Below are 22,361 nucleotides of genomic sequence, written 5' to 3' on the forward strand. Positions count from 1 at the left end.
CATTCAAAAAGAGATGCTTTGATTTTGAGCATCAGGAGCACGTCTTAAAATGATGCGATCGCTTGATATTGCGAATACGGGCATGCAGGCCCAGACGACGAATGTCGAGACGATCTCCAATAATATCGCCAATATGACGACCACCGGGTACAAGCGCCGTCGTGCAGAATTTCAGGATCTTATCTATCAGGATCTTCGTCGCGCCGGGACAATGAGTTCGGATACCGGTGACCTTGTGCCTGCAGGGGCGCAGGTCGGTCTTGGCGTTCGCACGGCAGGCATTTACCGTATCAATGAGCAGGGTACGCTGGAGCAGACGGGCAATTCGCTCGATCTGGCAATCGAGGGACGTGGTTATTTTCGCGTAACCCTCCCTTCCGGCGAGTATGCTTACACCCGCGACGGCACTTTCTCCCTTTCGCAGGACGGCACCATCGTCTCGGCCGATGGCTACCCGCTTTCACCGAACATCTCGGTGCCGAATAATGCGGAAAACATAACGATCGATCAGTCCGGCCAGGTTCAGTATACGCTCTCCGGCCAGACCACGGCCCAGGTGGCTGGGCAGCTGCAGCTGGCAACATTCCAGAACGAAAATGGTCTCGCTGCCATGGGGCAGAATCTCTTTACCGAGACGACCTCTTCAGGCACGGCCAATCTCAGCACGCCGCAAAGCGAGGGATATGGCTCCGTGCGTCAAGGATTTGTTGAGGAATCTTCTGTAAACGTCGTGACTGAAATCACGTCGCTGATTACGGCCCAGCGTGCTTATGAGATGAACAGCAAGGTCATTACAGCTTCCAACGAGATGCTTCAGACGCTCACCAATCTACGGTAATGTCCTTATGCGCTGGCTCCTTCCGGCTCTTTCGACCGCGCTTGCACTGGTAGTCAGTTTGCTACCAGCAGGTGCAGCGACCTTGCGCCACGCCACGACGGTCTCTTCTGACAGCGTGCGTCTTTCCGATATCTTCTCGGGGCTGGAGCAGGGGCAGGATCGTATTCTTGGGCCGGGGCCTGCGCCTGGAGGGACGATCGAAGTCAGCGGACAGCAATTGATTGCCATTGCCGATCAATACGGCGTCGAATGGGAAGATCAATCAGCTTCCGCCTCCATAACGATAATGCGGGCTGGTCGTATTCTGGATGAAGCCTATTTCGATGCCTTGATCCGGAAAAATCTGCCCGAACTTGGTGAAGGGCCTATTTCCATTGCCCTTCGCGATTTTCATCCGCTGACCGTTTCGACCGATGAGCCTGAGCCGGTTGTTCTTTCCGATGTCAAATGGGATCAGCGCAGCGGCTGGTTTTCGTCGACTGTCTATCGCGCTCATCCAACCGGCGATCTGGCTTCCGATTCCTTCATGCTGACGGGCATTATTCATGCGACTCAGCGTGTTCTAGTTTACACGCGTGCGCTTCCGGCTGGCAGCGTGATCAGTGCCGCAGATGTGCGGATAGACGATTCCTATTCGGGCCATCTTCCTGCCAAGGCTGTCGTCAATGAGAGCGAAATCGATGGGTTGAGTGTCAGCCGTGGCGTTGTGGCGGGGGCTGCTGTCCTAGCGCAGGATCTTCAGCGCACGGTCGTCATGCATAAAGGCGATCCGGTGATGATAACCTATGAGGCTCCGGGGCTGAGGCTCACTATTGCAGGGCGCGCGATGGAAGATGCTGGTATCAGGCAACAGGTCAGGGCGCTGAACGAGGCCAGCGGCATGATCGTGAGCGGTCGGGTGACGGATGGATCCAATATCGCGGTAGAACTCAGCAGCCATCCGGTTCCTTCCGACCCCAATACGGCAAGACGTCTGGCTATGTCGACGCGTAGTACCATGCCATGATCTGCTCTCGATCTACTTTAAAGGCCACGATGATGAAGCGTCCTTTTCTGATCGGTTCTCTGGCCTTGCTGACGTCATTGAGTGCCTGTACCTCGCTTGCGGATCTGACGGAAATGGGTCATCCACCACGGATGACACAGACGTCTGACCCGACTCAGGCTCCCGATTACCGACCCATCACTATGCCTATGCCTCCTCTTCAGCCGCCGCCGACGGAAGTCGGCAGCTTGTGGCGTCCGGGAAGCAGAGCCTTCTTCAAGGACCAGCGCGCCTCGCAGGTCGGCGATCTCATCACGATCAATGTCAATATTTCGGATAACGCCGCAGTCAACGACAATACGACGGTTGCTGGGAGTGGCTCGCAGACATTTGGAATACCGAGCTTCTTCGGTGCCCAAGGAAAAATACTATCAAGTTCGAGCGCGCTCGATACAAGCAGTGCGAGCGCGAATACCGGAAGCGGTGTTATACGCCGCAACGAGATCGTCACGCTTGCCCTTGCAGGAACGATTACCCAGGTACTTCCTAACGGTAATTTCGTGATCGTCGCCAGGCAGGAGGTGCGCGTGAATGGTGAATTGCGTCAGTTGATGGTCAGTGGTGTCGTACGCCCGCAGGATATCACCGAGGGCAATATCGTCACACATGATCGCATTGCCGAAGCGCGAATCTCGTATGGCGGTCGTGGTCAACTCACCAAAGTCCAATCTGCACGATACGGACAACAAATCATGGATAGTGTCCTTCCTTTTTGAGGCGTGGTTTGTTTTCTTGACCAAGGCGTTATGTAACATTTGGATCGAGGTCTGGTTTCTGCTTGGGATAAGACTAAGCCGTTATTTCAAGACATGTTTCATGCCGAAAAATTCGCGTATCCCCCTATAGTTTTTTAGATACGTTAGAGAACACGCGGCTTCCTTCAAGGAATGGGGAGGGAGGCACTTCGCTCGCGGGGTATTAATTCCCGTCGAATGACTCATCCTGAATTTTCAAGGACAAGGAACAGGCCATTTTTCCGATATTTCGGTCAATGCCGGACGCAATGGCGAATTTTTTCTTAACGTTTGGTGCCTAGGCTCCGGGCTGATTTCGAAGCACTAGACCGAATGGGTATAATGATAGCGAAAATAATGCTCGTGCTTGCACTTCTCGGCCTGATTGAGACGACATTCTCTCATGTCCTGTCTATGACAGGCGAGTGGTTGTCAGATCAGGGTTTTATATCGAGTGACTTTTCATTCGGTGCAGCCATATGCGACTTCGCAGCGATGATTTCGGTCTTCTTGCTCATGTGTGGCCTGATGATCTATCTGATTTTGCGGATAAAACAGCAGATTGCCAGCCATCAGGATAAGTCTTCTTGAGGGTTTAACCCCGCACGTGGATCTTCTGTATGTTCCGAAGCAGGAGGAATAACGAATTTTTATAAGCTAAAATGTAACGACACTGTATCTGGGTTGGAGAGCGTATTTACCTTTTCCGGTCTCGTTGGCCGCGAGGACGCAGAGATGATTTTTTAATTTTTATCTCTGACTATTTGAGGACACCTTGAGATAAGGCTCTCCCCTCCATGTTCAGTGTTCTCCGCTTCAAGACCAAGATTGCGCTTGTTGCAATCACTTTGACACTGGTGACGTTCATTGGCACTGCGTTTCTGGTTCAGAACCAGATCGCGACAGATGCCCGCTATCGTGCTTTCATCAACCAGGATGATCATGGCACGATTATACTTGCGCGTATCTCCGACAAGTTGAATGCGCTTCTTTATGCCTCTCATCTTCTTACCGATCAGGCTCAGAGCCCGTTTGTGGGAGAGGTCGTCACACGCTTCCAGAAGGACATGCGCGGCACCCGCGATCTGTTCTCGGAGGCAAATCGGACAGATCCTCGTCTGGAGGCGATACTGGCGTCGCTCCTGACACGATACGACAGGTTTGAGGGTCAGCTCAACGAAATACTGACCGCCCTGAACAAGGGTGACGTGCCGCACATGCGTACGATCATGCAGGCATCTGATCAGGATGGTGTTCATTTGGCGATCGATATTGGCGCGATCACCGGTCAGAGAATCACCCATGTCGCGAACGCCGCAAAAAAGCAGGCCGATGCCGCCAATGCCTCGATACGCAACTGTGTCATCGGTTTGATCATCGTTCAGATCCTTATTCTCATTGCGACGCTGATCATGAGCCAGAGAACGATTGTGGCACCCCTGCTTTTGGTGCGCGATCGTATGCTGGGTATCGCAGAGGGGGTACTGGATGGCACCATTCCCTGCGTCGAGCGCGGCGATGAGGTGGGTGATATGGCCAAGGCCCTCAGCACGATTCAGAGCGGTTTGCAGAAAGCACGTCTTCTGGAGGCGGAGCAGGCTGCTGAGCGCGAAGTGGTTGCCAAGGAACGTGCCGCCAATGCCGAGCGTGTTGCCCGGGAGTTGGAGGAGGAATCGCGCGCCGTCGAAGCCATTCGCAAAGGGCTCGCTGCAGCGTCGGATGGCAATCTTGTCTATCGTATCGAGGCGCAGCTACCGCAGCGTCTTCAGGTCATGAAGACGGATTTCAATGATTCTTTCGAACGCCTCAATCAGACTTTTGCCGTGATTCAGCAGAGTGTCATGGCGATTGGGTCAGGAACCGGCGAAATCTCGGTCGCTTCCAACGATATGTCACGCCGCACCGAACAGCAGGCGGCGAGTATCGAGCAATCCTCGGCGGCTATTGAGCGCGTAGTGAGCATGTTGCGTGATTCGGCAGATAGTGCGCGCAAGGCGGCAACGGTGACCGATGAAACACGCACCGGTGCGGAAAAATCGGGGTCTATGGTGCATAAGGCGGTCAGCGCGATGAGCCAGATCGAGAGCAGCTTCTCCCAGATCAGTCAGGTTATTGGCCTCATTGATGAAATCGCTTTCCAGACCAATCTGCTGGCACTGAATGCAGGGATTGAGGCGGCGCGTGCTGGAGATGCCGGCAGGGGGTTCGCCGTGGTGGCAACAGAGGTGCGCACCCTGGCCCAGCGCTCTACCGAAGGGGCGCGCCGCGTCAAGGAAATGGTGTCGAGTTCGAGCGATTATGTGACGGATGGTGTGCGTCTGGTGCGTGAGGCTGGCGGTGCTCTTGGTATCATCCTTGGGCAAGTCTCCGAAATCGATAAGCTCGTCGCTGAAATTGCTCAGTCGGCCACAGGGCAGTTCTCGGCAATTCAGGAAATCAATCTCGCGGTTGGTGAAATGACCAAATCGACGCAACAGAACGCGGCAATGGTTGAAGAAAATACCGCAGCGATTGCCTCTCTCGACAAGGCGGCCTCCGTTCTCAGGGAACGTGTCGCTTTGTTCAAACTAGAGCACTGACATCTTTCCCCTGACCGCACGATAGTCGGTCAGGGGAGAACACATCGCCGCATGTCGACTGCCTGGAAGCACCTGCGATCGTACGTGACCGAAGATTTAATGAACGCTTTATCCCGAAGCGCTTGAGGCGGTTACAACAACGGCATAGTCTCTTTTAGATAGATGATCCTATTTTTTACGCTTTGTGTAATAAAAATGTCATATTATCAGAGGCTATTCACTGATGGCAGCAGTCGAGATCGCAGAAATCCGTGAGGACTGTTTGCAGGATATTCATGAGAATATTCCTGTGATCATGGAAGATATTGCAGACACGATCCCAAGCCTTTTGCCCCATGATGTAGGGGCAAGTGTCCACGAGCTCTTCTCGCGTGATGCGAACATCATGATGATTGCGATCGTCGATGAGCAGCAGCGGCCCCAGGGCCTCGTAGACAGGCAGTTCTTTTTCGGCCTGATGGCCGGGCGGTTCGGGCGTGCGCTCTATACCAGACGCCCCGTCCGGCTGCTGATCCAGCAGGCTCCGATCATTGTTCCCCATGATATGCTGATTGCTGATTTCACGCAGAACATTCTCAGCAGGGACACGAATGATCTCTATCGCGGTTTTCTGATTACCCGTGACGGTCGCTATATCGGCGCCGGGTCGACATTGTCTCTCGTGCGGGCAGCGCGGCAGCAGAGCGAGGCCGCGGCGCAGCAGGCTCACAAGACGACCGAAAATCTCAAAAAGGTCATTTCGGAAATCTCGTCGAATGTTGATGCTGTCTGCCAGGTTTCAGCAACGATCCGGGACGGAAGCATTGCCCTCTCTGGCAGAACCCAGGCGCAGGCGCGCGATATCGTCGAGGCCGCGGCAAGCGTGGAGGAGATCAACACTGCCGTCTCTGACACGGCAAAGAATGTAGAACGGGCCAGAGATCTCGTTGCGGAAGTCAATGAAGACGCCAACAGCTTCAAACTCGTCGTCACGAGCACAGTCGAAGCCATTTCGGGTATTGTTTCGAGCTATCAGGAAATGGTCGAGAGCCTTGGCGTGATTCAGGATATCAGCCTTCAGACGCGGCTTCTCTCCTTCAACGCGGCTGTTGAAGCCGCCCATGCGGGGCAGGAGGGGAAAGGCTTCGGGGTGGTGGCTGACGAGATACGGTCTCTGGCGGTGCGTTCGTCAGAGGCTGCGAAAATCATCGGCAATCTGGTCACTGAGTCCAGTGTGTCGATGAAACGAGGAGTCCAGCTGGTTGAGGACGTCGAGGGCGGTCTGGAGAAAATTGCCAGTCAGGTCAGCGCTGTAGACAGTCTGATCACCCGGATTCATTCCACGACCAGAAAGCAGGTCGACCATATTGATGATATCAACCGGACGATCTCATCAATCAACAAAGTAGCGGGCGACAATATGGCCATGACGGAGGACGTAAACGCGACCTGTTATGACCTCGATACCAAGATCCTGTCCCTCGACGAATTTGTGAAGGTGTACGACCGGGAAGGATAATCCGTTTCGTCTTTCCCGATTTTGGGGATGTTCGGCGTCCGTCACTCCTTAGCGACCGTCAGACCAGAAGTTGTCACTCCTACTCATGAATTTCCGGCATAGGTTCATATGCAACTGAGCGGCTAATCCTGATGCGCTGCCCCGGTATGATGGATGTTCGGGTTTGCTTTGCCCGTTAACACCTGATTCAATAAGGGGCATTTCAATGGTTTCTGAAGTCATTGTTGTTATAGGGGCCGGAGGGATAGGTCAGGCCATCGCCCGCCGTCAGGGGATCGGGAAAACCATTCTGCTGGCGGATTATAACGATAAAACAATGAACGAAGCGGCGGCGACGCTGCGTGCGGCCAGCTATACGGTCGAGACACGGCATGTCGACGTTGCCTCGCGTGCCTCGGTTCAGGCGCTGGCCGAGGCGGCGCTCGCTTTGGGGCCGGTCATGCAACTGGTCAATACGGCTGGCGTGTCACCCAACATGGCCCCGGTCGAGAAAGTTCTCGAGATCGATCTCTACGGTTCCGCAGTAGTATTCGAGGTGTTTCGTCATGTCATGGCGCGGGGCGGCTCTGGTCTGCTCGTGTCCAGCATGGCCGGTCACATGATGCGTCCCCTGCCGGAGGAAGATGAGCGCCAGTTGGCCCTGTTGCCAGCAGACGCGCTTCTGGCGTTGCCCTGTCTGCAAAGAGAGGCGGTGGGTGACCCGATGGTGGCCTATATGGTTTCCAAGCGCGCCAATATCCTGCGCGTACAGACCGAAGCGGTTCACTGGGGGGCACGCGGTGCGCGTGTGAACGCGATCAGCCCAGGCATCATCGTTACCCCTCTGGCCGCGCACGAGCTTGCCTCGCCTACCGGCGATATCTATCGCGCCATGGTGGCTGCCTCGCCTTCAGGGCGCATGGCCCCACCAGATGAAATCGCCATTGCGGCGAGCTTTCTTCTTGGGCCCGATGCCGGATTCATCACCGGTAGCGATCTGCTGATCGATGGCGGGGTTATCGCTGCGGTGCGTGCCGGCAAGCTGCCATCACCCGGCTGACAATCGCCAGACGACAGGGGCACGTAACGGCGAGGTAACTCTTTGTCCGAACTTGCCATGACTTCTAGGTATGACCCCGGAAGAAGAGGTAAGATCACGGCGCTGCCCTGTCTGGTTTTGTCCTGTACTGGCAGCTTGTTGTTATCGAGTGAGTGAAGCCTTGTCTCAGCCCCCCTGCGCATCGTCTCTCCAAGGTGCCTCTCCTGTAAGACGTGTCCTGTTTGCCGAGGATGACAGGGCTCTGGCCATCTATGCCAGTGAGGCCATGGCAGGCTGGGGGCTGCAGGTGACCTGCGCTGAAGAGGGGCTTAGAGGCAAGGCGCTGGCGCTCGAAGGCGGGTGGGATTGCATCGTGCTCGATCGGCGCCTTCCCGGGGTCGACGGTCTGTCCATTCTGAAAGAGATCAGGCTGTCAGGGCTCGAGTGTCCGGTCCTGTTTCTCACCACCATGGATGGGGTGAGAGACAGGGTCGAAGGCCTGCGCAGCGGGGCCGATGACTATCTGGTCAAGCCTTTCGCCCTTCCCGAACTCAAAGCTCGCATAGAGACCCTGCTGCGTCGTGCCGAGCAGCCGCTCAATACGGCGCGGCTCGTTTTTGCCGATCTGGAGCTGGATCTGGTCAGGCGCGAGGTCTTCCGTCGTGGTGTGAAGCTCTACATCCAGTCACAGGAGCTGAGGCTTCTGGAATATTTCATGCGGCATCCCCTGATCGTCATCTCCCGTGCCATGCTGTTGCAGCATGTCTGGGGCATTGATTTCCCAGTGCATACCAATCTCGTCGAGACTCATGTCAGCCGGCTGCGTGAACGACTGGGGCGTGAGGCGCCCGCATTGCTTCATACGGTGAAAGGGCAGGGTTATGTCCTGCGCGGGCATGGCTGAACCCGGCAAGCCCGAGCCGGGGCACAGGCCGCTTTCGGTTCTGAAAAGCTCGTCCTTTCGTATCATCGCCTCCTTTGCCGGGTGCCTGGTTGTCTGCGGTCTCGCCGGGGTGATCTGGTCGGGCACGCGTGGCATCAGCCAACTAGACCGGCAGATGCGAGAGACCGTGATAAACGAGCGTAACGAGGCGCTGGCCGATGCCAAGCATCAGGATGTGCCGCATCTCGTGCCGGTCATGCGTGATTTCGTGCAAAGCGAGCCGGGGTTCTATTACCTTCTTCAGGATGCGAAGCAGGTCGTGGCTGTAGGGAACATGTTCCATCTGCGGCCGCATCCGGGGTGGCGCATGCTCTCATGGACGCACCGTACCTCGCCCCCCGATCGCCGCCCTGTGCTTGGCTACGGCACCTTGCTCGACGATGGCGGCTATCTTTTTGTCGGGATGGAGGGCACACCGCTTCAGACCCTTCGCCATGGGTTTTTCATGACGCTGCTCTGGTGCGGCACCGGGTTTCTGGTCATCGGCGTGGCAGGCGGCTTTGCGATGAGCCGCTTGCTGCTGCGACGGATCGACCTGATCAGCCACACGGCGCGCGAGATCATGCAGGGCGATCTTTCCCGGCGTCTTCCCCTGACCGAGATGGATGACGAATTCAATCATCTGTCAGCCAGTCTCAATGCGATGCTCGACCGCAACGAGGCCCTCGTAACGCGTGTGAGACAGGTGACGGATGACATCGCGCATGACATGCGCCGTCCTCTGGCGCATCTGGGACGTCATCTCGACGTGGCGGAAGCGGCGGTGACGGTGCCGGAAGCAGGGGCAGCGCTCGATCTGGCCCGTGCCAGCCTCAATGAGGCGCTGGAGATTTTCGCGTCACTGCTCAAACTGGCGCAGCTCGAGGCTTACAGACAGATCCCTGATGGACAGTTGGTTGACCTGGCGCAGGTCCTTCACATGCTTGCCGCGCTTTATGGCCCGACAATCGAGCAAAACGGCCAGATCTGGCGTTATTCCTCGGCCGACCGGCCGATGGTGGTTCATGGCAATAGGGTGTTGCTGACGCAGATGGTCTCCAATCTGCTCGAAAATGCCATGCTGCATGTGCCGGTTGGAAGCTGCATCACGCTCTCAGCGGCTCCGGAGGGCGGTGAGGCCGTTATTCTGGTCAGCGATACGGGGCCGGGCATTGCACCAGAAGATCGAGAGCGTGTTTTCGAAAAAATGCTGCGTCTCGATGCCAGTCGGCATGTGCCCGGTAACGGGATCGGTCTTAGTCTCGTGCGTGCGGTGGCGCAACTTCATGGCGGGGCAATCACGCTGGAGGATAATGGCCCCGGTCTGCGATGCGTGGTGCGTCTGCCGCTGCAGCCTACATCCTGAGGGTCAACTGGCAGGTCACGGCGCGACCGGCCGCAATACGTGAGTAATTTACATATACACGGTCGTAATAGCGTTTATTGGTCAGGTTCTGCAGATTTGCCTGCAGATCGAGTGCTCGCGTGATCTGGTAATCGGCCACCATGTCGAGCCGGACATAGCCAGGCACCCAGGTCTGGTTGTTCACATTGGTGTAGCGCTTGCTCATATAGGTCAGGCCGCCGCCTGCCTTGAGACGTGGCAGGATCTTGTAAGTGCTCCACAACGCAATTGAATTGCCCGGTGTATAGGGAAAGCGCTTGCCGACATTGGCCTTGGTCGGGCCGCCATGGATGACGGTGCTGTCGAGATAGGTCCAGCCACCGAACATCTCCCATTTCGGGGTAATACTGCCCGCAACGTTGATTTCAGCACCACGAACACGCTGCGTTCCAGCATCGATCTGGTTGCCATAGCCATCCGACACCTGCGCATTGGTCATCTTGCCGTCGAACAGAGAACTAGTGATGGAAAAGCGCCCGTTGAACAGATCGGCCTTGGCGCCCACCTCGATATTCTTGCCGTTCTGCGGGGCGAGTTTGTTGTTTGCGGTCGAGAGCGCGATCTGGCCATCGGCCCCGGCATCCACCCCGACGGGATTGGAGGCTGTGGCATAGGAAAAATACAGGCTGACCGGCTTGATCGGCTTATAGACCGCGCCCGCCTGATAATTGATGAAGCTCTGGTTATTGCTGAGCCCGACATTACCCTGAACCGCAGAGGTCATGAAACGGTCGAAGCGCACGCCGCCATTGATGAGCAGGTGGTCGCGCAACATGCTCATCGTGTCAAAGGCATAGGCCGAGCCGGTGGTGACGTTCGTGTTCAGCGGCGCGATGCCCGGCTCACCGAGCGTATAGGAGCCGAGCCAGGGGTTATGGGCGCTCCAGCTGCCGAGATTGGTGGCTGAGATACAATTATAGGCGATGGTGCAGGGGCCGCCATTACGCAGATTATGACCGCCTGAATCGACCACATAATATTCATTGCGTGTGAGACGTTCGCGCGAGAGTTCAATGCCGGTATTGATGGCATGATGGATCGGCCCCGTGTCGAATGTCCCTGAGACCATGGCCTGTTCCTGAAAATTATCCGTATGGAACTTGCCGGATTTGGCTTCGAGAAGGATGGTCTGGTTGTTGACGGCCGTGCTCTGCCATTGCGGGTTGGTGGCGATATAATCGTATTGCGTGCTGGTCCATTGCAGCGTGTTCCTGAACATGAAGTCCTTGAACAGGTCGCGCTCGAGGATGATCTGGCCGAGATCGGTGGTGCTGCGCTCAAAATCGCGATCTTCCAGCCCGAGAACAGTGCTGCGAGGGATTTTCAGCGGCTCATGGGTGATCTTGCTATAGGGCGCGGAATAGTCCGGCATGTCGAAAGAATAGAGATGGTAATAGCCAAGTGTCAGGCGCGTCTTCGTGCCAAGGCCGAAAGCGAGTGAGGGGGAAACGCCCCATCTATGCCCGCCGATCGGCGCACGTCCTGCCGTGTCACCATCGGCCCCCATCGCATTGAGACGAAACGCGGTCGATGAACCGATCTGGCGGTTGATATCGATCGTGCCACGCTTGTAGGCGGCTGTGCCGAAGCCGATCTGGCCAGAGGTCAGATTGCCAAGCTGGGCTTTCTTGCTGGTGATATTGATCTGCCCACCCAGACCGCCGCGACCGCCATAGACTGAGCCCGGTCCCTTGAGCACCTCCATCTCTTCAACGTCGAAGACTTCACGCTGGCTCACGCCACTATCGCGCAGCCCGTCGATAAACATGTTGCTGTATGAGCCAAAGCCGCGAATGACAGGGTAATTGCCGCCCGGAATGGCATAGGCATCGCCGCCACGAAAACTGACCCCTGGCACGGTGCGCATGGCGTCTTCGAATGAGGTCGCATTGACCAGCTTCATCTGCTCTTTGGTCACAACCGAAACCGAGCTGGGTGTGTCGAGCAGCGAGGCCGTGAATTTTCGGTTTGGGGAAGGCCCTGTGAGGAGGGGATGCGATTTCCCGATGACGGTAAGATGTTCCTGACCGGCTTTTTCTTTCCCGGCCTCGTAATTGGCAGCCTTCGCGCCTTGCGAGGCTTTCGGTACGCCCCCGTCTTTCGTCTCGCTCGCAGGCTGAGAGGTCGTGTCTGCCAATGCGGCCGCGGCATGGACTGACGGCGAAAGCGCCGTCGTGATCAGACAAAGCGCGACGAAGGATCGGGTGGCGGAAAATATCGGACGGGAAACGGATAGCATGGCAACCTACATGATGAGAACGCGACGCAATTGCTATGTGTCTTTCTGTTTCCGGGTAAATGATTAGGACCAAGATTGGGAAAGCTTAATTTGAACTGAAGGAGGAGGAGTGTTTTTGCGCACTCTGCGCGGTAAAAAATCTTGCGCAGGCGAAAGAGAAGAGCATTTTTCCGGTAGTAGAATCCTGTTTCCGGAAAGCTTCTTATTTGGGAATCGTCCGATACCACGCCTGTATGCTATAGGCATGGCCCCCGGGATTGCGACGGTTCGATAAGCGTGCCGACTTTCTGCCGTGGTGCGACGCTACAGTTTCGTGAGGATGAGATCAGGGATGTCTGGCGCCGCTGTTCTGACTGATGACGCATGAGGCAGCCTGCTCGGTCCGGTATCCTGTCCAGAGAAGGGCAGAGTCGAAAAGGCAGAGGCCTTGGGGTGAGAGCGCGGTGAAAGTCGCGTTATCGAGAAAGACCATGGTTCGTCGCGCTGGCGCGAGGGATTCATAATTCATGGTTGCCCCTTTTTCATAGCCGAAAATCGCGGCTTTTTCAGGCTGTCCATAGACCGTAGCGATAATGGTTGCGCCGAGCCCCGGCTTGCCCCAGCTCATCGGGTTCTGCTTTGCATAGACATTCGCAATGCCGGGCGGAAGGCCGCCGCTCATGGGGTGAGGGGCGTTGACGAGCCAGAGATAGCGTTCTTTTTCCGTTTCGCCGAAATCGACATCATGACGTTTGCCAGTCATGGCAAGGTCATCGAGACTGTCGTTCTCCCAGGTCAGAAGTGGTTTGGGGGCAAAGCGCCAGGCAGGACTGACGTTCTTGCCCGAAACAGTTGAGGAAAGAACGACCATATCCTCTTTTACCTCTTCCGGTCGGGTCGCCTCTCCGAGCGTATGGACGCTATAATCAAGGCTGGTGATATGGGCGATGGCGGCATCATCGACCGCGCGATTGGGCCCTTCCAGCTTGCAGAGATAGGCAATGCTTTTCAATGCCGCTGCCTGGGCAGGCCGTGGCGTCGCGATTGTCAGGAGGCCCAGAGCCAGAGGGAAAACGACTGAAATCTTCATCAGAAGGCCACCATGGTGCGCAAGGAGAAGCGTCGTGCTTCGCCAAGTGAGACGAAATAGCTGTTCACGCCAGACGGATAATAGACTGCATTCGAGAGGTTCTTGATGTTGAACTGGAAGTTGACATCGTGACGCGCGATCACCCTGTCATAGGTGGCAAACAGATCACCGGTAACATATCCGGGCAGGAAAAAGCTGTTGGCTGAGTCGCCCGCCCTGCGTCCAACATAATGTGCGTCGCCGCCAAAGCGCAGCTTGTCTTCGCCAAAGACCGGGCCGAGATCATAGGCCAGCCCCATAGAAGCGGTATGGCGCGCTGCATTCCAGAGCTGCTTGCCGGCGTAGAGCGGGTCCTTGGTGGTGGCCCCGTCGAGATAGGCGTAGCTGCCGATCATGCTCAGGCGCTTCGTGACCCGACCGGCCAGATCGAATTCGATGCCGCGCGAACGTGCGGCGCCGGCCGTACGATAATCGGTCTGCTTGGTGGCGTCGTTATATTGCGAAACGAGCACATTGCGCTTGTGGATGTCGTAAAAGGCAAGCGTGCCAGTCAGACGATCATGCAGCGCCATTTTTGCACCGAACTCGTAGGAGCGGCCTTTTTCCGGCTGGAAGCCTGAGCCCAACACAAGGCCGCTGGAGAGAGGGGCGATGGTCGAGGCTGGTTTGAGCGACTGCGTATAGCTGGCATAGAGCGACCACGCAGGCGCAGCGCGATAAACCAGCCCGGCCTGGGGAAGAAAGGCGCCGTCGCCGATATCGGTATTCGCTTTGAAGGGGCGTCCGCGACCGGCAATCTGACGATAGCTGAGATAACGCACACCACCGACCACGACCCAGCGCTCGCCGAGCTTGAATGTATCGCGCAGAAAACCGGAATAATCATGCAGATTATCGGTCTGATCGCTGTCGCTTGCCGACACGGTGGATGACGGGTTCTCCAGCCCGTAAACCGGTTTGAGATAGCTGAATGTATATTTGCTCGACTGACGCAGCAGATCCTTGCGGTAAATCAGCCGGTATTCGCCATCCATACCGATCTGGATTGTCTGCTTGAAATTGCCGATCCTGATCGGGCCATCGAGATAGGCCGTGCCATAGGTGTCCGAACTGAAAGCACCATGGGTAGCGTCATTGCTGCGGCTCAACGTGCCCTTGGTCACGTTGACGCCTGTAACCCGCAACTGATTGGCGTCATAGGTTTCCTGATTATAGCTGAAATTGACATGGGCTGACCAACCGGCGCCGAAGCGATGATCGAGCGATATCTGGCCGAGATGGCTCTGACCGGTCATGCGATTGAAGTTTTCGTCCAGACGGCGGGTGGCCGGAATGGCAAGCGGGCTTCCGGTTCGCGGATCGAGCGCAGTGCCGCGATCGAAGGGATAAAGAAAATCGCGAAACTCGTACCAGGCGGTAATCTGGGTCTTTTTACCGAGCCATGCCAGCGATGGTGCGATGAGTGTTTCCTGATGCATGCCGAAACTGCGCCAGTAATCTTCGGCAATACGGTCGAGCACCAGACGATAGGCCAGCTTGCCCTTGCCGATTGGTCCGGTTGAGTCGAGCATACCTTCAAAGCCGTCTTTGCCCCGTCCATAGGTCGAGCCCATGACCGAAGCGATGGTCCTGGCCTGAAGACGCGGCTTCTTGCTGACGATGTTGATCACCCCGCCCGGATCCATGATGCCGTAGAGCAGGGAAGACGGGCCTTTAAGCACTTCCACACTATTCGCCGCCGCGTTGAAACCACGACCCTGTACCAGCGGCATGCCGTTATGCATGATCGAGCCGTCACGATTGCCGCCAAAGCCACGCTTCATGATGGTGTCCTGCGTGCCGGCCAGCGTATTGCCCTGGGTGATGCCGCTGACATTGATGAGGGCATCGTCGAGATTGCGCGGTTCCTGATCGCGGATCACCTGCTGCGACACGATATTGACCACCTGAGGAATATTCAGCACCGATGTGGTCGTGCGCAGGGTCGATGCGTCGGGCGTCGGGAGATAGCGTGTGTCGGTAATTTCCGGCGGGGGTGTCGCACGCCCTGTGACGGTAATCAGCTCATCCGGTTTTTGCTGTGTCGGGACCGGGGAGGCGTGTGCCGGGGCTGGGGCGCTCTGCTGGCGGACCGGCGCGGCCGAGGCTTTTTCGGCCTTGGGAGGCTCATATGCCAGAGGCGCTGCCACGACGGCAAAAGGCATGGTGCCCAGAGAGAGTAAAGGAAAATAGTATTTTTTCATGACACTCCGCACGAGACGCCGTGCGGCCTTTACGCCTCTTGTGCGAAGGGTGAAGGCAAGGCCGCAGCGTCAATTCGCGGCGTCACTACATGCAAATCATTCGCAAAAACACGGATAAGTGCCAAGATTGGGAAAGTTTAAGGCTGCGCCTGGATCTCGTGATTTCAAATGACTCTTGCAGCGATTGGGTGGTCTAAAAAAACAACATTCGAGCATCTGCTGAGGCGTATCGTGATTCTTGACCGGTCTTTGCGCGTTCCACCTTCGATCCGGAATGACTACAGCAGCTATGTGCACAACGATCTGTTCCGCCGTCACAGGAAGCTGAGTTGTCGTCGGGTCCAGCCTGTTACGGAACACAGGCTGTCTCTTTGGGGGGCAGTATCCCTCTACCCTCAGGCCTGTAACCGCACGGCGGTCTTTGAGGAGGCTCAGTCCGACGTTTCAAAAAATCAAAAAACACAATCATATGCAATGAGATAGTGGTGCGAACTATGGGACTCGAACCCATACGCCCCGAAGGACTCGAGATTTTAAGTCTCGTGCGTCTACCATTCCGCCAAGTTCGCACAGCACGGGCTTGCCTCTAGCACGGGGGAGGGGGTGTGCAAATCCCCAATGGTCAGCCGAGGGCGAGCAGTCCTGCACCGTGCTTCTTGAGCCAGTTCTGTGCGTCGCGCCTCTCGGGATAAAAACGCTCTACATGTCGCCAGAATGCAAGGCTGTGGTCGAAATGCGTAAGATGGGCGAGTTCATGAATCATGACGTAGTCGCGCACGTTTCGGGGCATCAGGGCGAGGCGCCAATTGAGCATGATCCGGCCCGTGCGGGCGCAGCTTCCCCAGCGTGTCCGGGCATTGCTGCACACGACACTGGTGGGGTGACATCCCATTGTAACGGCATGCTGGCTGAGTTGCGGGGGCAGGCTAATGGCTGACTGATGTTTCATGAAAAACAGGACGCGCGTCTCGAAGCGGTCGATCGCACCGCCTATCGTCAGGCGTGACGCTTCCAGTAACGCCGGCCGGCGCTGATCCGGGTCGTGATGCAGGGTGATTTCATGGTCATTAAGTGTGACCGTCTGCAAAGGGACAAGCCTCGGCGCTGCAGGCAGTGCAGCGAGTTTCTCGTCTATCCAGACCGAATGTGCAGAAACAAACTCCTCGGCGCGTTTGAGCGAGAGCGAGAGGGGGCAGGTAACCACGGCTTGTCGCAGCACAGGGTCTATGCGCAGCGAGAGGCGGCGCGCTCGCGCAGAGCGACGCCAGAGGATGGGACGGTCTCCCGTATTTACCACGGGGTCTTGCGCGGCTTGCGCCTGCGTTTTTTGCGCGCAACGCCTGCGGGGATCTCCGCGGGCCAGTCGACAAGATGATCTTCGAGCAAACCAGCTTCACGTTCGCTGATCATCTTGCCGCGTCCGGAAATACCCGCTTCATGGATGGATTCTGCAGAGCCGGATCGCAACGGATGCCATTCAGGCAGATCCTGACCATCGCGTATCAGAATATAGGCGCAGCTTGGCGGCAACCAGTCGATATCGGCCAGAATGTCCGGGGTAAGCGAGACGCAGTCCGGCACCTTGCGAAAACGGGTCTCATAGCTGGAGCAGCGGCAGGATTCGAGGTCGAGCAGGCGGCATGCGACATTTGTAAAATAGATCGCATCGGTTTCCTCATCGCGCAGCTTGTGCAGGCAGCATTTGCCGCAGCCATCGCAGAGTGATTCCCACTGCTCTTTGCTCATGTCTGAAAGAGAGGTGGTCTGCCAGAAGGGGAGCGCAGAGTCAGCCATGGGTGAAGCTCGCAAGAAACAGGCAAAGCGTCAGACAGAAGGCAAAGCAAAGGCCGGACAGGGCTACTGGCAGACGCAACAGCGGCAGCCATAAATGGCGTATCCTGGCTGAACGCCCCATCCCCAACCCCGCTGCGGCGCGGGAAAGCCCCTCGATTTTGCCTGAAAGACGCAGGGTGACGGGTAACAGACAGAAGGGAACAATCAGAAAGCCCGCGCCAAACAGCGCGCCCTTATGCACAGCCCCTGTCCGGATGACGCTCAGCCAGCATGCGCCGACCAACCCGCCGGAGGCACTTGCAACGAGAAGGCGTGGCAAGGCCCCTGGTGCGATCACCCGTAACAGGGCAAGAACAACAAGACAGAAGGCCGCTCCTGCAACAAGGAGCGCAAGCGCGACCATCATGGCGTCGCGGTCAGCCAGGTCTGAAAACGTTTTTGCAGGGCGTCGAAGTTGATGGCCCAGAAACTGTCGCTCATCGCTAGACTGCCCAGATCGCGTCCATCCTGAGGGGCATCCTGCGTGTCGTCATGCAGCGGCGTCTGATCGCGCAGCATCTTGATGATTGCGTCTGTCTGATCGGAGGGCACATTGCGAGGGATCGCCCAAGACAGCTTCTGGCGAAGTGACTGACGCCACTGGGCCGCAAACGAGACTTTCGGACCCAGATCGGCCAGTCGGTCGAACGGGGTCGAGAGCATGAGGGCTGCACCGCTGTTCATGATGCGGCTTGCTTCTTCGGCGGTGCGCCACCACACGAGATAGGGTTTGAGCTGGTCGAGCTTGCGAAAGGCACGTTCAACCCCTGAAGGGGAGGAAAGAACGCTATAGACGTCGCGCGGTGCGACCCCGTCCGCCATGAGCGCGATCTCCAGCGTGCCACGCGGGTCAAGGCGCAGGGCGCGCTTGCCCGGATGGCGGGCAATATCCCAGAAATCGCTCCAGTCCGGTGCCGTATCCCCCAGACGCCCGCGATCCCAGGCCAGAACGATGCTTTCTTCCCCAGCCTGAATACCGCAGGGAGACGTGGCGGCCATATGTGAGGCAGGCGATGGGCTCGGCGCAGGCAGGGTCTGCACCACGCCATCACGGCAGGCAGCATAAAGCGTGGTGTTGTCGATCATGGCGGCCAGCCAGGGGGCCGTACGCGCCTGAGCGGTCGCACGCAATGTGGCGAGACTGCCATCCCACTCGCGCAGCGGATAGGGCTGGTCGGGCATCAGAAGCGAATGCGCGTCGATACTGCCCGATATGACGGCTAGAACGGGCCGGGCTGTGGCGGCTGTGCGGCTGGCTTTCTTTGCCTTGGCATGACGCACGACATGATGCGCGGCGTGATGCGGCGTCGCCAGGGCAGAGAGGGGCAGGCACAATGTCAGCGCCATCACCCAGCCTACGCGTCGCAGCAAAGCAGGGCGCAGGCGGCCATGTCTGGAAGAGGGTGAAGACGCGTGCAGGAAACACCCTTTCCGGGCTGAAGGTGAAAGCAGGACTGCCCTTATAGATCGTCTTTCATGGGAAAGGCCACAGCCTGACTGGCCTGCCATGCAAGTTGCAGCGAGGCACCCTGGGTGACGCCGCGCATCGACTGAAGAAGCGGGCGGCGCATCTCGATTTCACCGCCATCGGCCAGACGCAATCTGAAGCGGATATGTTCACCCGTATGCAGAACCGACTGGATGCTTGCCAGCAACGGGGCGGGCTCGTCGTCGCCTGCCATGGGGGCGCCGAAAAGAGGGGTCATGCGGTCAGGACGTATGCAGAGAATACACAGCGCATCCTCGGCAAGTTCGGCATCGGCCATGGCCTCGACCACACCGCCACAGGCGAGGTGAATGCGGGCGATATCATCCTCGATCTCAAGAACTCGCCCGGTAAGGAGATTGGCCTCGCCGAACAGGCTGGCACTGCGGGCGTCACTGGGGCGTTCCATCAATGTGGTTGCGTCGGCACATTGAACCAGCGCGTGCCGGTCAAACAGGGCGATGCGTCCGCCAAGCCAGAGCGCATCCTCGCGACTGCGGGCAGCATGAACAAGAGTCAGCCCAAGCGCTCGTTGCAGTCTGGCGACCAGATCGCGCGTCTTGCCGGCCGCGCGCAGGTCGAGCTCGCTCAACAATCCGTCGAGAACAAGCACTGAAGGCGCCCCGGCCAGAGCCCGGGCGAGCTTGAGTCTGACGGCTTGCTCCGGCGTCAGCAGATCCGCACGCTGGTTGCTCTGGGCATCAAGGCCGACAAGGGCCAGCATTTTCTTGACGGTCGTATCGACAAGCTGTGCCACAGCGCCTTTGGCGCGCAGAGCCAGGGCGATATTGTCGGCAACGTCGAGATGGCCAAAAACCGGGTCTCTCGGTGAGACCAGCACAATGCCCCGCTGCTCCGGAGGAATACTGGTAATGTCCTGCCCGTCGAGGAAAATGCTTCCGCCTTCTGGTATCGCAAAACCCGCAAGCACATCGCAGAACAGGCTGAGACCCTGAGGGTCATTGCTCAGAAGGCTGAGCGCTTCTCCCTGACCGAGGCGCAGGGAGAACGGCTCCGCAGCCTTTGCAAGGGCAAGCGCCTCGATCACGAGAGGAAATTTGCGATCACGTGATGACGCAGACATGAAACCTCGCCTCTCTTCAGAGCGTTTGAGCCTCAACCAGTAGACGCGGTTCTCGCCGCGCAAGGAGTTGTGACATGAGCAAGACAGACGTCAAGCACACCGCCGATGCCGCTGCCAAGTCGGCGCAGGAGCAGATCGACAGCCTCAAGAGCCAGCTTGAACAGCTTCTGAAGGACCGTATCAACCCGGCCCTGCTCGATGTTGCCGACCGTGCCGATCAGGCAGTTGCCAATGCACGCGAGATCACCGATGTTCAGCTGCACAATGCTGAAGCACGCGTTCGGGCCCGCCCGATCGCTGCTGTTTTGATTTCTGCCGTCATTGGCTTTATTGCAGGACGTGTCTCCAAATAGGCTGTCCTCTCGGAGACAGGGCGGCCTCTCGTTCCAACCCGTATACGGGGCGGGCAAGGGGGTCTGTCCTGTTTCAGACCCGATCTTGTGGCTTCGCCCCTGATACGATCACACGATAAAGGCTAGCGAATCTCCATGAAGGTCATCGATGTCGGGCAGGAAGCCCTCAAGGCACAGGGTGAGGTGATGCAGCGCGTGGCCATGCGCATCGGTCGCCGTGCTGCCTATTTCATCATTGCCGCCATCTTCGGCCTGTTCGCCCTGGTCTCGTTCCATGCGGTACTCTGGGCCTTCGCCTATAGCGTACTGCATTTCTCAGCCTTCGCCGCTGCCTGTTCGGTGCTCGGGATCGATCTGCTTTTCGTGATCATCTTCGCGCTTCTGGGTACGCGCAACATCGCCGACCCGGTTGAGTTCGAAGCCCGTCTGCGCCGCGACCGCAAGATGATTGAGTTCAAGCAGACACTTGCGCTTTCGACCCTGATGGGTCTGCTCGTTGGTCCGGTGGGGCGTTTTACCGGCAAGCAGATCTTCGTTGCTTTGCGAAATATCTTCGCTCGACGGTAGGTGCCATAAAGCGCTTGTGACTATTCTTGCCGGAAATCTAATGCAAAATTCAGGTTTGCCTTCTGGCAGGAGCGTTCTGTTTCTTCTATGACCTGTCGGCAGGTGCTTCAGATCGGTTGTCCGAAGCGCCCCGGGTTCGGTCAGGTCGTATCATCTGGTGTCCGCATCCTGGCGAGATGATGAAGAACTGCGCTTTTCCATCAAGCCGGGCCATGCTCTCCTCTTTCTGATCCCGAAAGGTCGATGCTGAAAGGGAAGAGGGAGGCAGATGCTCGCAGAATTCAATCTTTTCGGCGTATTGATCTCTCCCATCGCCGTCTATTCGCTTGCCGCGATCCCCGTGACCCTGTTCATCCGTTTCCTGCTCTGGCGCACCGGCGCCATCGAGTGGTTCTGGCATGTCGCCCTTTTCGAGGTGGCGCTTTATGTGTGCGTGTTGTGCCTGATGGTGCTGTATGTCTGAACAGCCAGAGCCTCTTACGGGTTCCCATGTAAACCGATCCACCCCCTCACATCATGGCAAGGAACCTCCTTCGTGCTGCTCGCCCGTACGCTGATCCGTGTTTTCCTGACATTAGCAGTGCTCGGGGTGACGCTCCTTCTGGGCTACACGCTGTGGGAAACCTACATGATTGCCCCCTGGACGCGTGACGGGCGCGTGCGTGTCTATGTTGTGGACGCAGCACCTGAAGTCTCGGGTACGGTTGTCAGCGTGCCGGTGCATGACAATGATTTCGTCCATCGTGGCGATCCGCTTTTCGTCATCGATCCGGTTAGGTTCCGCCTCGCCATCAGAGAGGCTGAAGCCCATCTCGCCAGTGCGGAAGAAGACCTGAAACTGCGGCGTAATGACGCCAAGCGTCGCATGGGGCTGAACGGTATCGTCTCTGCCGAAGAGCAGGAAATCTACAATTCGAATGTCGAGACGCAGGAGGACGCGGTCAATGCGGCTCGGGCGACGCTCGATGTGGCGCGTCTGAACCTCCAGCGTTCGATCGTCTATTCACCTGTCGAAGGCTATGTGACCAACCTCAACCTGCGTGTGGGCGATTACGCGCATGAGGGCCAGTCGCGCATGGCGGTGATCGATGCCGATAGCTTCTGGATCAACGCCTATTTCGAAGAGACGAAGATGTGGGGCGTGCATGTAGGTGACGTCGCCCGCGTCAAGCTCATGGGGTATCGCGAGATCGTGCCTGCGCATGTGGTCTCCATTGCCCGCGGCATCAATGACCAGAACGGCTCGCCTGACAAGCTCGGCCTGCAGGATGTCAACCCGATCTTCACCTGGGTGCGCCTGGCGCAGCGCATTCCGGTGCGTATCCACCTCGATCGTGTCCCGCCTGAGGTCATTCTTGCGGCAGGCATGACCTGCACCGTCACGGTCGGCACGCCTCCCCAGGGTCAGCGCGGGCGACTGACCACCTGGCTCCAGAATCATCTCTGAT

General features: G+C 57.4%; 21 protein-coding genes and 1 tRNA gene. 13 read left to right on the plus strand and 9 right to left on the minus strand.

The window, feature by feature from the left end; all coding sequences use genetic code 11:
* Positions 1-52 precede the first annotated feature (52 nt).
* From flgG to IEV53_RS00280, 9 genes are all read left to right on the plus strand, one after another.
* On the plus strand, positions 53-838 hold the full coding sequence (flgG, locus tag IEV53_RS00240; RefSeq protein ID WP_188425350.1) for a flagellar basal-body rod protein FlgG: 786 nt from the start codon (positions 53-55) through the stop codon (positions 836-838).
* Positions 839-845: 7 nt separating this feature from the next.
* Positions 846-1,844 carry a flagellar basal body P-ring formation chaperone FlgA gene (gene flgA, locus IEV53_RS00245; protein WP_188424458.1) on the plus strand — a complete coding sequence of 333 codons (999 nt, stop codon included), beginning with the start codon at positions 846-848 and terminating at the stop codon, positions 1,842-1,844.
* 32 nt (positions 1,845-1,876) lie between these two features.
* The gene (gene flgH / locus IEV53_RS00250; RefSeq protein WP_371869819.1) at positions 1,877-2,599 is read left to right on the plus strand and encodes a flagellar basal body L-ring protein FlgH; all 723 of its coding nucleotides are present in this window, start codon (positions 1,877-1,879) and stop codon (positions 2,597-2,599) included.
* A gap of 375 nt (positions 2,600-2,974) precedes the next feature.
* A complete protein-coding gene (locus IEV53_RS00255) occupies positions 2,975-3,208 on the plus strand; it encodes a hypothetical protein (protein WP_188424460.1) in 234 nt (77 codons plus the stop codon).
* Between the two features lie 206 nt (positions 3,209-3,414).
* Positions 3,415-5,196, plus strand: coding sequence for a methyl-accepting chemotaxis protein (locus IEV53_RS00260; RefSeq protein WP_188424461.1), 1,782 nt, complete (start codon positions 3,415-3,417; stop codon positions 5,194-5,196).
* Between the two features lie 223 nt (positions 5,197-5,419).
* Complete coding sequence (locus tag IEV53_RS00265; RefSeq protein WP_188424462.1) at positions 5,420-6,694, plus strand: methyl-accepting chemotaxis protein; 1,275 nt, start codon at positions 5,420-5,422, stop codon at positions 6,692-6,694.
* A 205-nt stretch (positions 6,695-6,899) separates the two neighbouring features.
* On the plus strand, positions 6,900-7,733 hold the full coding sequence (locus tag IEV53_RS00270; RefSeq protein ID WP_188424463.1) for an SDR family oxidoreductase: 834 nt from the start codon (positions 6,900-6,902) through the stop codon (positions 7,731-7,733).
* Between the two features lie 160 nt (positions 7,734-7,893).
* The gene (locus IEV53_RS00275; protein WP_229719452.1) at positions 7,894-8,616 is read left to right on the plus strand and encodes a response regulator transcription factor; all 723 of its coding nucleotides are present in this window, start codon (positions 7,894-7,896) and stop codon (positions 8,614-8,616) included.
* Positions 8,594-10,000, plus strand: a complete 1,407-nt coding sequence (locus tag IEV53_RS00280; RefSeq protein WP_188424465.1) for a sensor histidine kinase — start codon at positions 8,594-8,596, stop codon at positions 9,998-10,000. The genes IEV53_RS00275 and IEV53_RS00280 overlap by 23 nt, the downstream gene beginning before the upstream one ends.
* On the opposite strand, the gene IEV53_RS00285 is transcribed toward IEV53_RS00280, so the two are convergent.
* The 9 genes from IEV53_RS00285 to IEV53_RS00325 all read right to left on the minus strand — a co-directional run bounded on the left by IEV53_RS00285 (position 9,990) and on the right by IEV53_RS00325 (position 19,993).
* Positions 9,990-12,278, minus strand: a complete 2,289-nt coding sequence (locus IEV53_RS00285; RefSeq protein ID WP_188424467.1) for a TonB-dependent receptor — start codon at positions 12,276-12,278, stop codon at positions 9,990-9,992. The genes IEV53_RS00280 and IEV53_RS00285 overlap by 11 nt on opposite strands.
* A gap of 325 nt (positions 12,279-12,603) precedes the next feature.
* Positions 12,604-13,347 (minus strand): hypothetical protein, encoded by a 744-nt coding sequence (locus IEV53_RS00290; RefSeq protein ID WP_188424468.1) that lies wholly within the window; start codon positions 13,345-13,347, stop codon positions 12,604-12,606.
* The gene (locus IEV53_RS00295) at positions 13,347-15,590 is read right to left on the minus strand and encodes a TonB-dependent siderophore receptor (protein ID WP_188424469.1); all 2,244 of its coding nucleotides are present in this window, start codon (positions 15,588-15,590) and stop codon (positions 13,347-13,349) included. The genes IEV53_RS00290 and IEV53_RS00295 overlap by 1 nt, the downstream gene beginning before the upstream one ends.
* 483 nt (positions 15,591-16,073) lie before the next feature.
* Positions 16,074-16,159: transfer RNA gene (locus tag IEV53_RS00300), tRNA-Leu, on the minus strand.
* A gap of 53 nt (positions 16,160-16,212) precedes the next feature.
* Positions 16,213-16,887 carry a M48 family metallopeptidase gene (locus IEV53_RS00305; RefSeq protein ID WP_188424470.1) on the minus strand — a complete coding sequence of 225 codons (675 nt, stop codon included), beginning with the start codon at positions 16,885-16,887 and terminating at the stop codon, positions 16,213-16,215.
* Positions 16,881-17,384, minus strand: coding sequence for a YcgN family cysteine cluster protein (locus IEV53_RS00310; RefSeq protein ID WP_188424471.1), 504 nt, complete (start codon positions 17,382-17,384; stop codon positions 16,881-16,883). The genes IEV53_RS00305 and IEV53_RS00310 overlap by 7 nt, the downstream gene beginning before the upstream one ends.
* The gene (locus IEV53_RS00315) at positions 17,377-17,790 is read right to left on the minus strand and encodes a hypothetical protein (protein ID WP_188424472.1); all 414 of its coding nucleotides are present in this window, start codon (positions 17,788-17,790) and stop codon (positions 17,377-17,379) included. Before IEV53_RS00315 ends, IEV53_RS00310 begins: the two co-directional genes overlap by 8 nt.
* On the minus strand, positions 17,787-18,770 hold the full coding sequence (locus IEV53_RS00320) for an extracellular solute-binding protein (protein ID WP_188424474.1): 984 nt from the start codon (positions 18,768-18,770) through the stop codon (positions 17,787-17,789). Before IEV53_RS00320 ends, IEV53_RS00315 begins: the two co-directional genes overlap by 4 nt.
* 113 nt (positions 18,771-18,883) lie before the next feature.
* Complete coding sequence (locus tag IEV53_RS00325; protein ID WP_188424476.1) at positions 18,884-19,993, minus strand: ABC transporter ATP-binding protein; 1,110 nt, start codon at positions 19,991-19,993, stop codon at positions 18,884-18,886.
* 74 nt (positions 19,994-20,067) lie between these two features.
* Here IEV53_RS00325 and IEV53_RS00330 point away from each other — a divergent pair, with 74 nt between their 5' ends.
* The 4 genes from IEV53_RS00330 to IEV53_RS00345 all read left to right on the plus strand — a co-directional run bounded on the left by IEV53_RS00330 (position 20,068) and on the right by IEV53_RS00345 (position 22,360).
* Positions 20,068-20,346: a hypothetical protein gene (locus IEV53_RS00330; RefSeq protein WP_188424478.1), complete on the plus strand. Its 279-nt coding sequence runs from the start codon at positions 20,068-20,070 to the stop codon at positions 20,344-20,346.
* A gap of 135 nt (positions 20,347-20,481) precedes the next feature.
* A complete protein-coding gene (locus IEV53_RS00335) occupies positions 20,482-20,913 on the plus strand; it encodes a phage holin family protein (protein ID WP_188424480.1) in 432 nt (143 codons plus the stop codon).
* Positions 20,914-21,181: 268 nt separating this feature from the next.
* The gene (locus IEV53_RS00340) at positions 21,182-21,376 is read left to right on the plus strand and encodes a DUF1656 domain-containing protein (RefSeq protein ID WP_025840443.1); all 195 of its coding nucleotides are present in this window, start codon (positions 21,182-21,184) and stop codon (positions 21,374-21,376) included.
* A 72-nt stretch (positions 21,377-21,448) separates the two neighbouring features.
* A complete protein-coding gene (locus tag IEV53_RS00345; RefSeq protein ID WP_188424482.1) occupies positions 21,449-22,360 on the plus strand; it encodes an efflux RND transporter periplasmic adaptor subunit in 912 nt (303 codons plus the stop codon).
* The last annotated feature ends 1 nt before the right edge of the window (position 22,361 follow it).

Origin of the sequence: Asaia siamensis, assembly GCF_014635085.1 — a bacterium.
Taxonomy (GTDB): domain Bacteria; phylum Pseudomonadota; class Alphaproteobacteria; order Acetobacterales; family Acetobacteraceae; genus Asaia; species Asaia siamensis.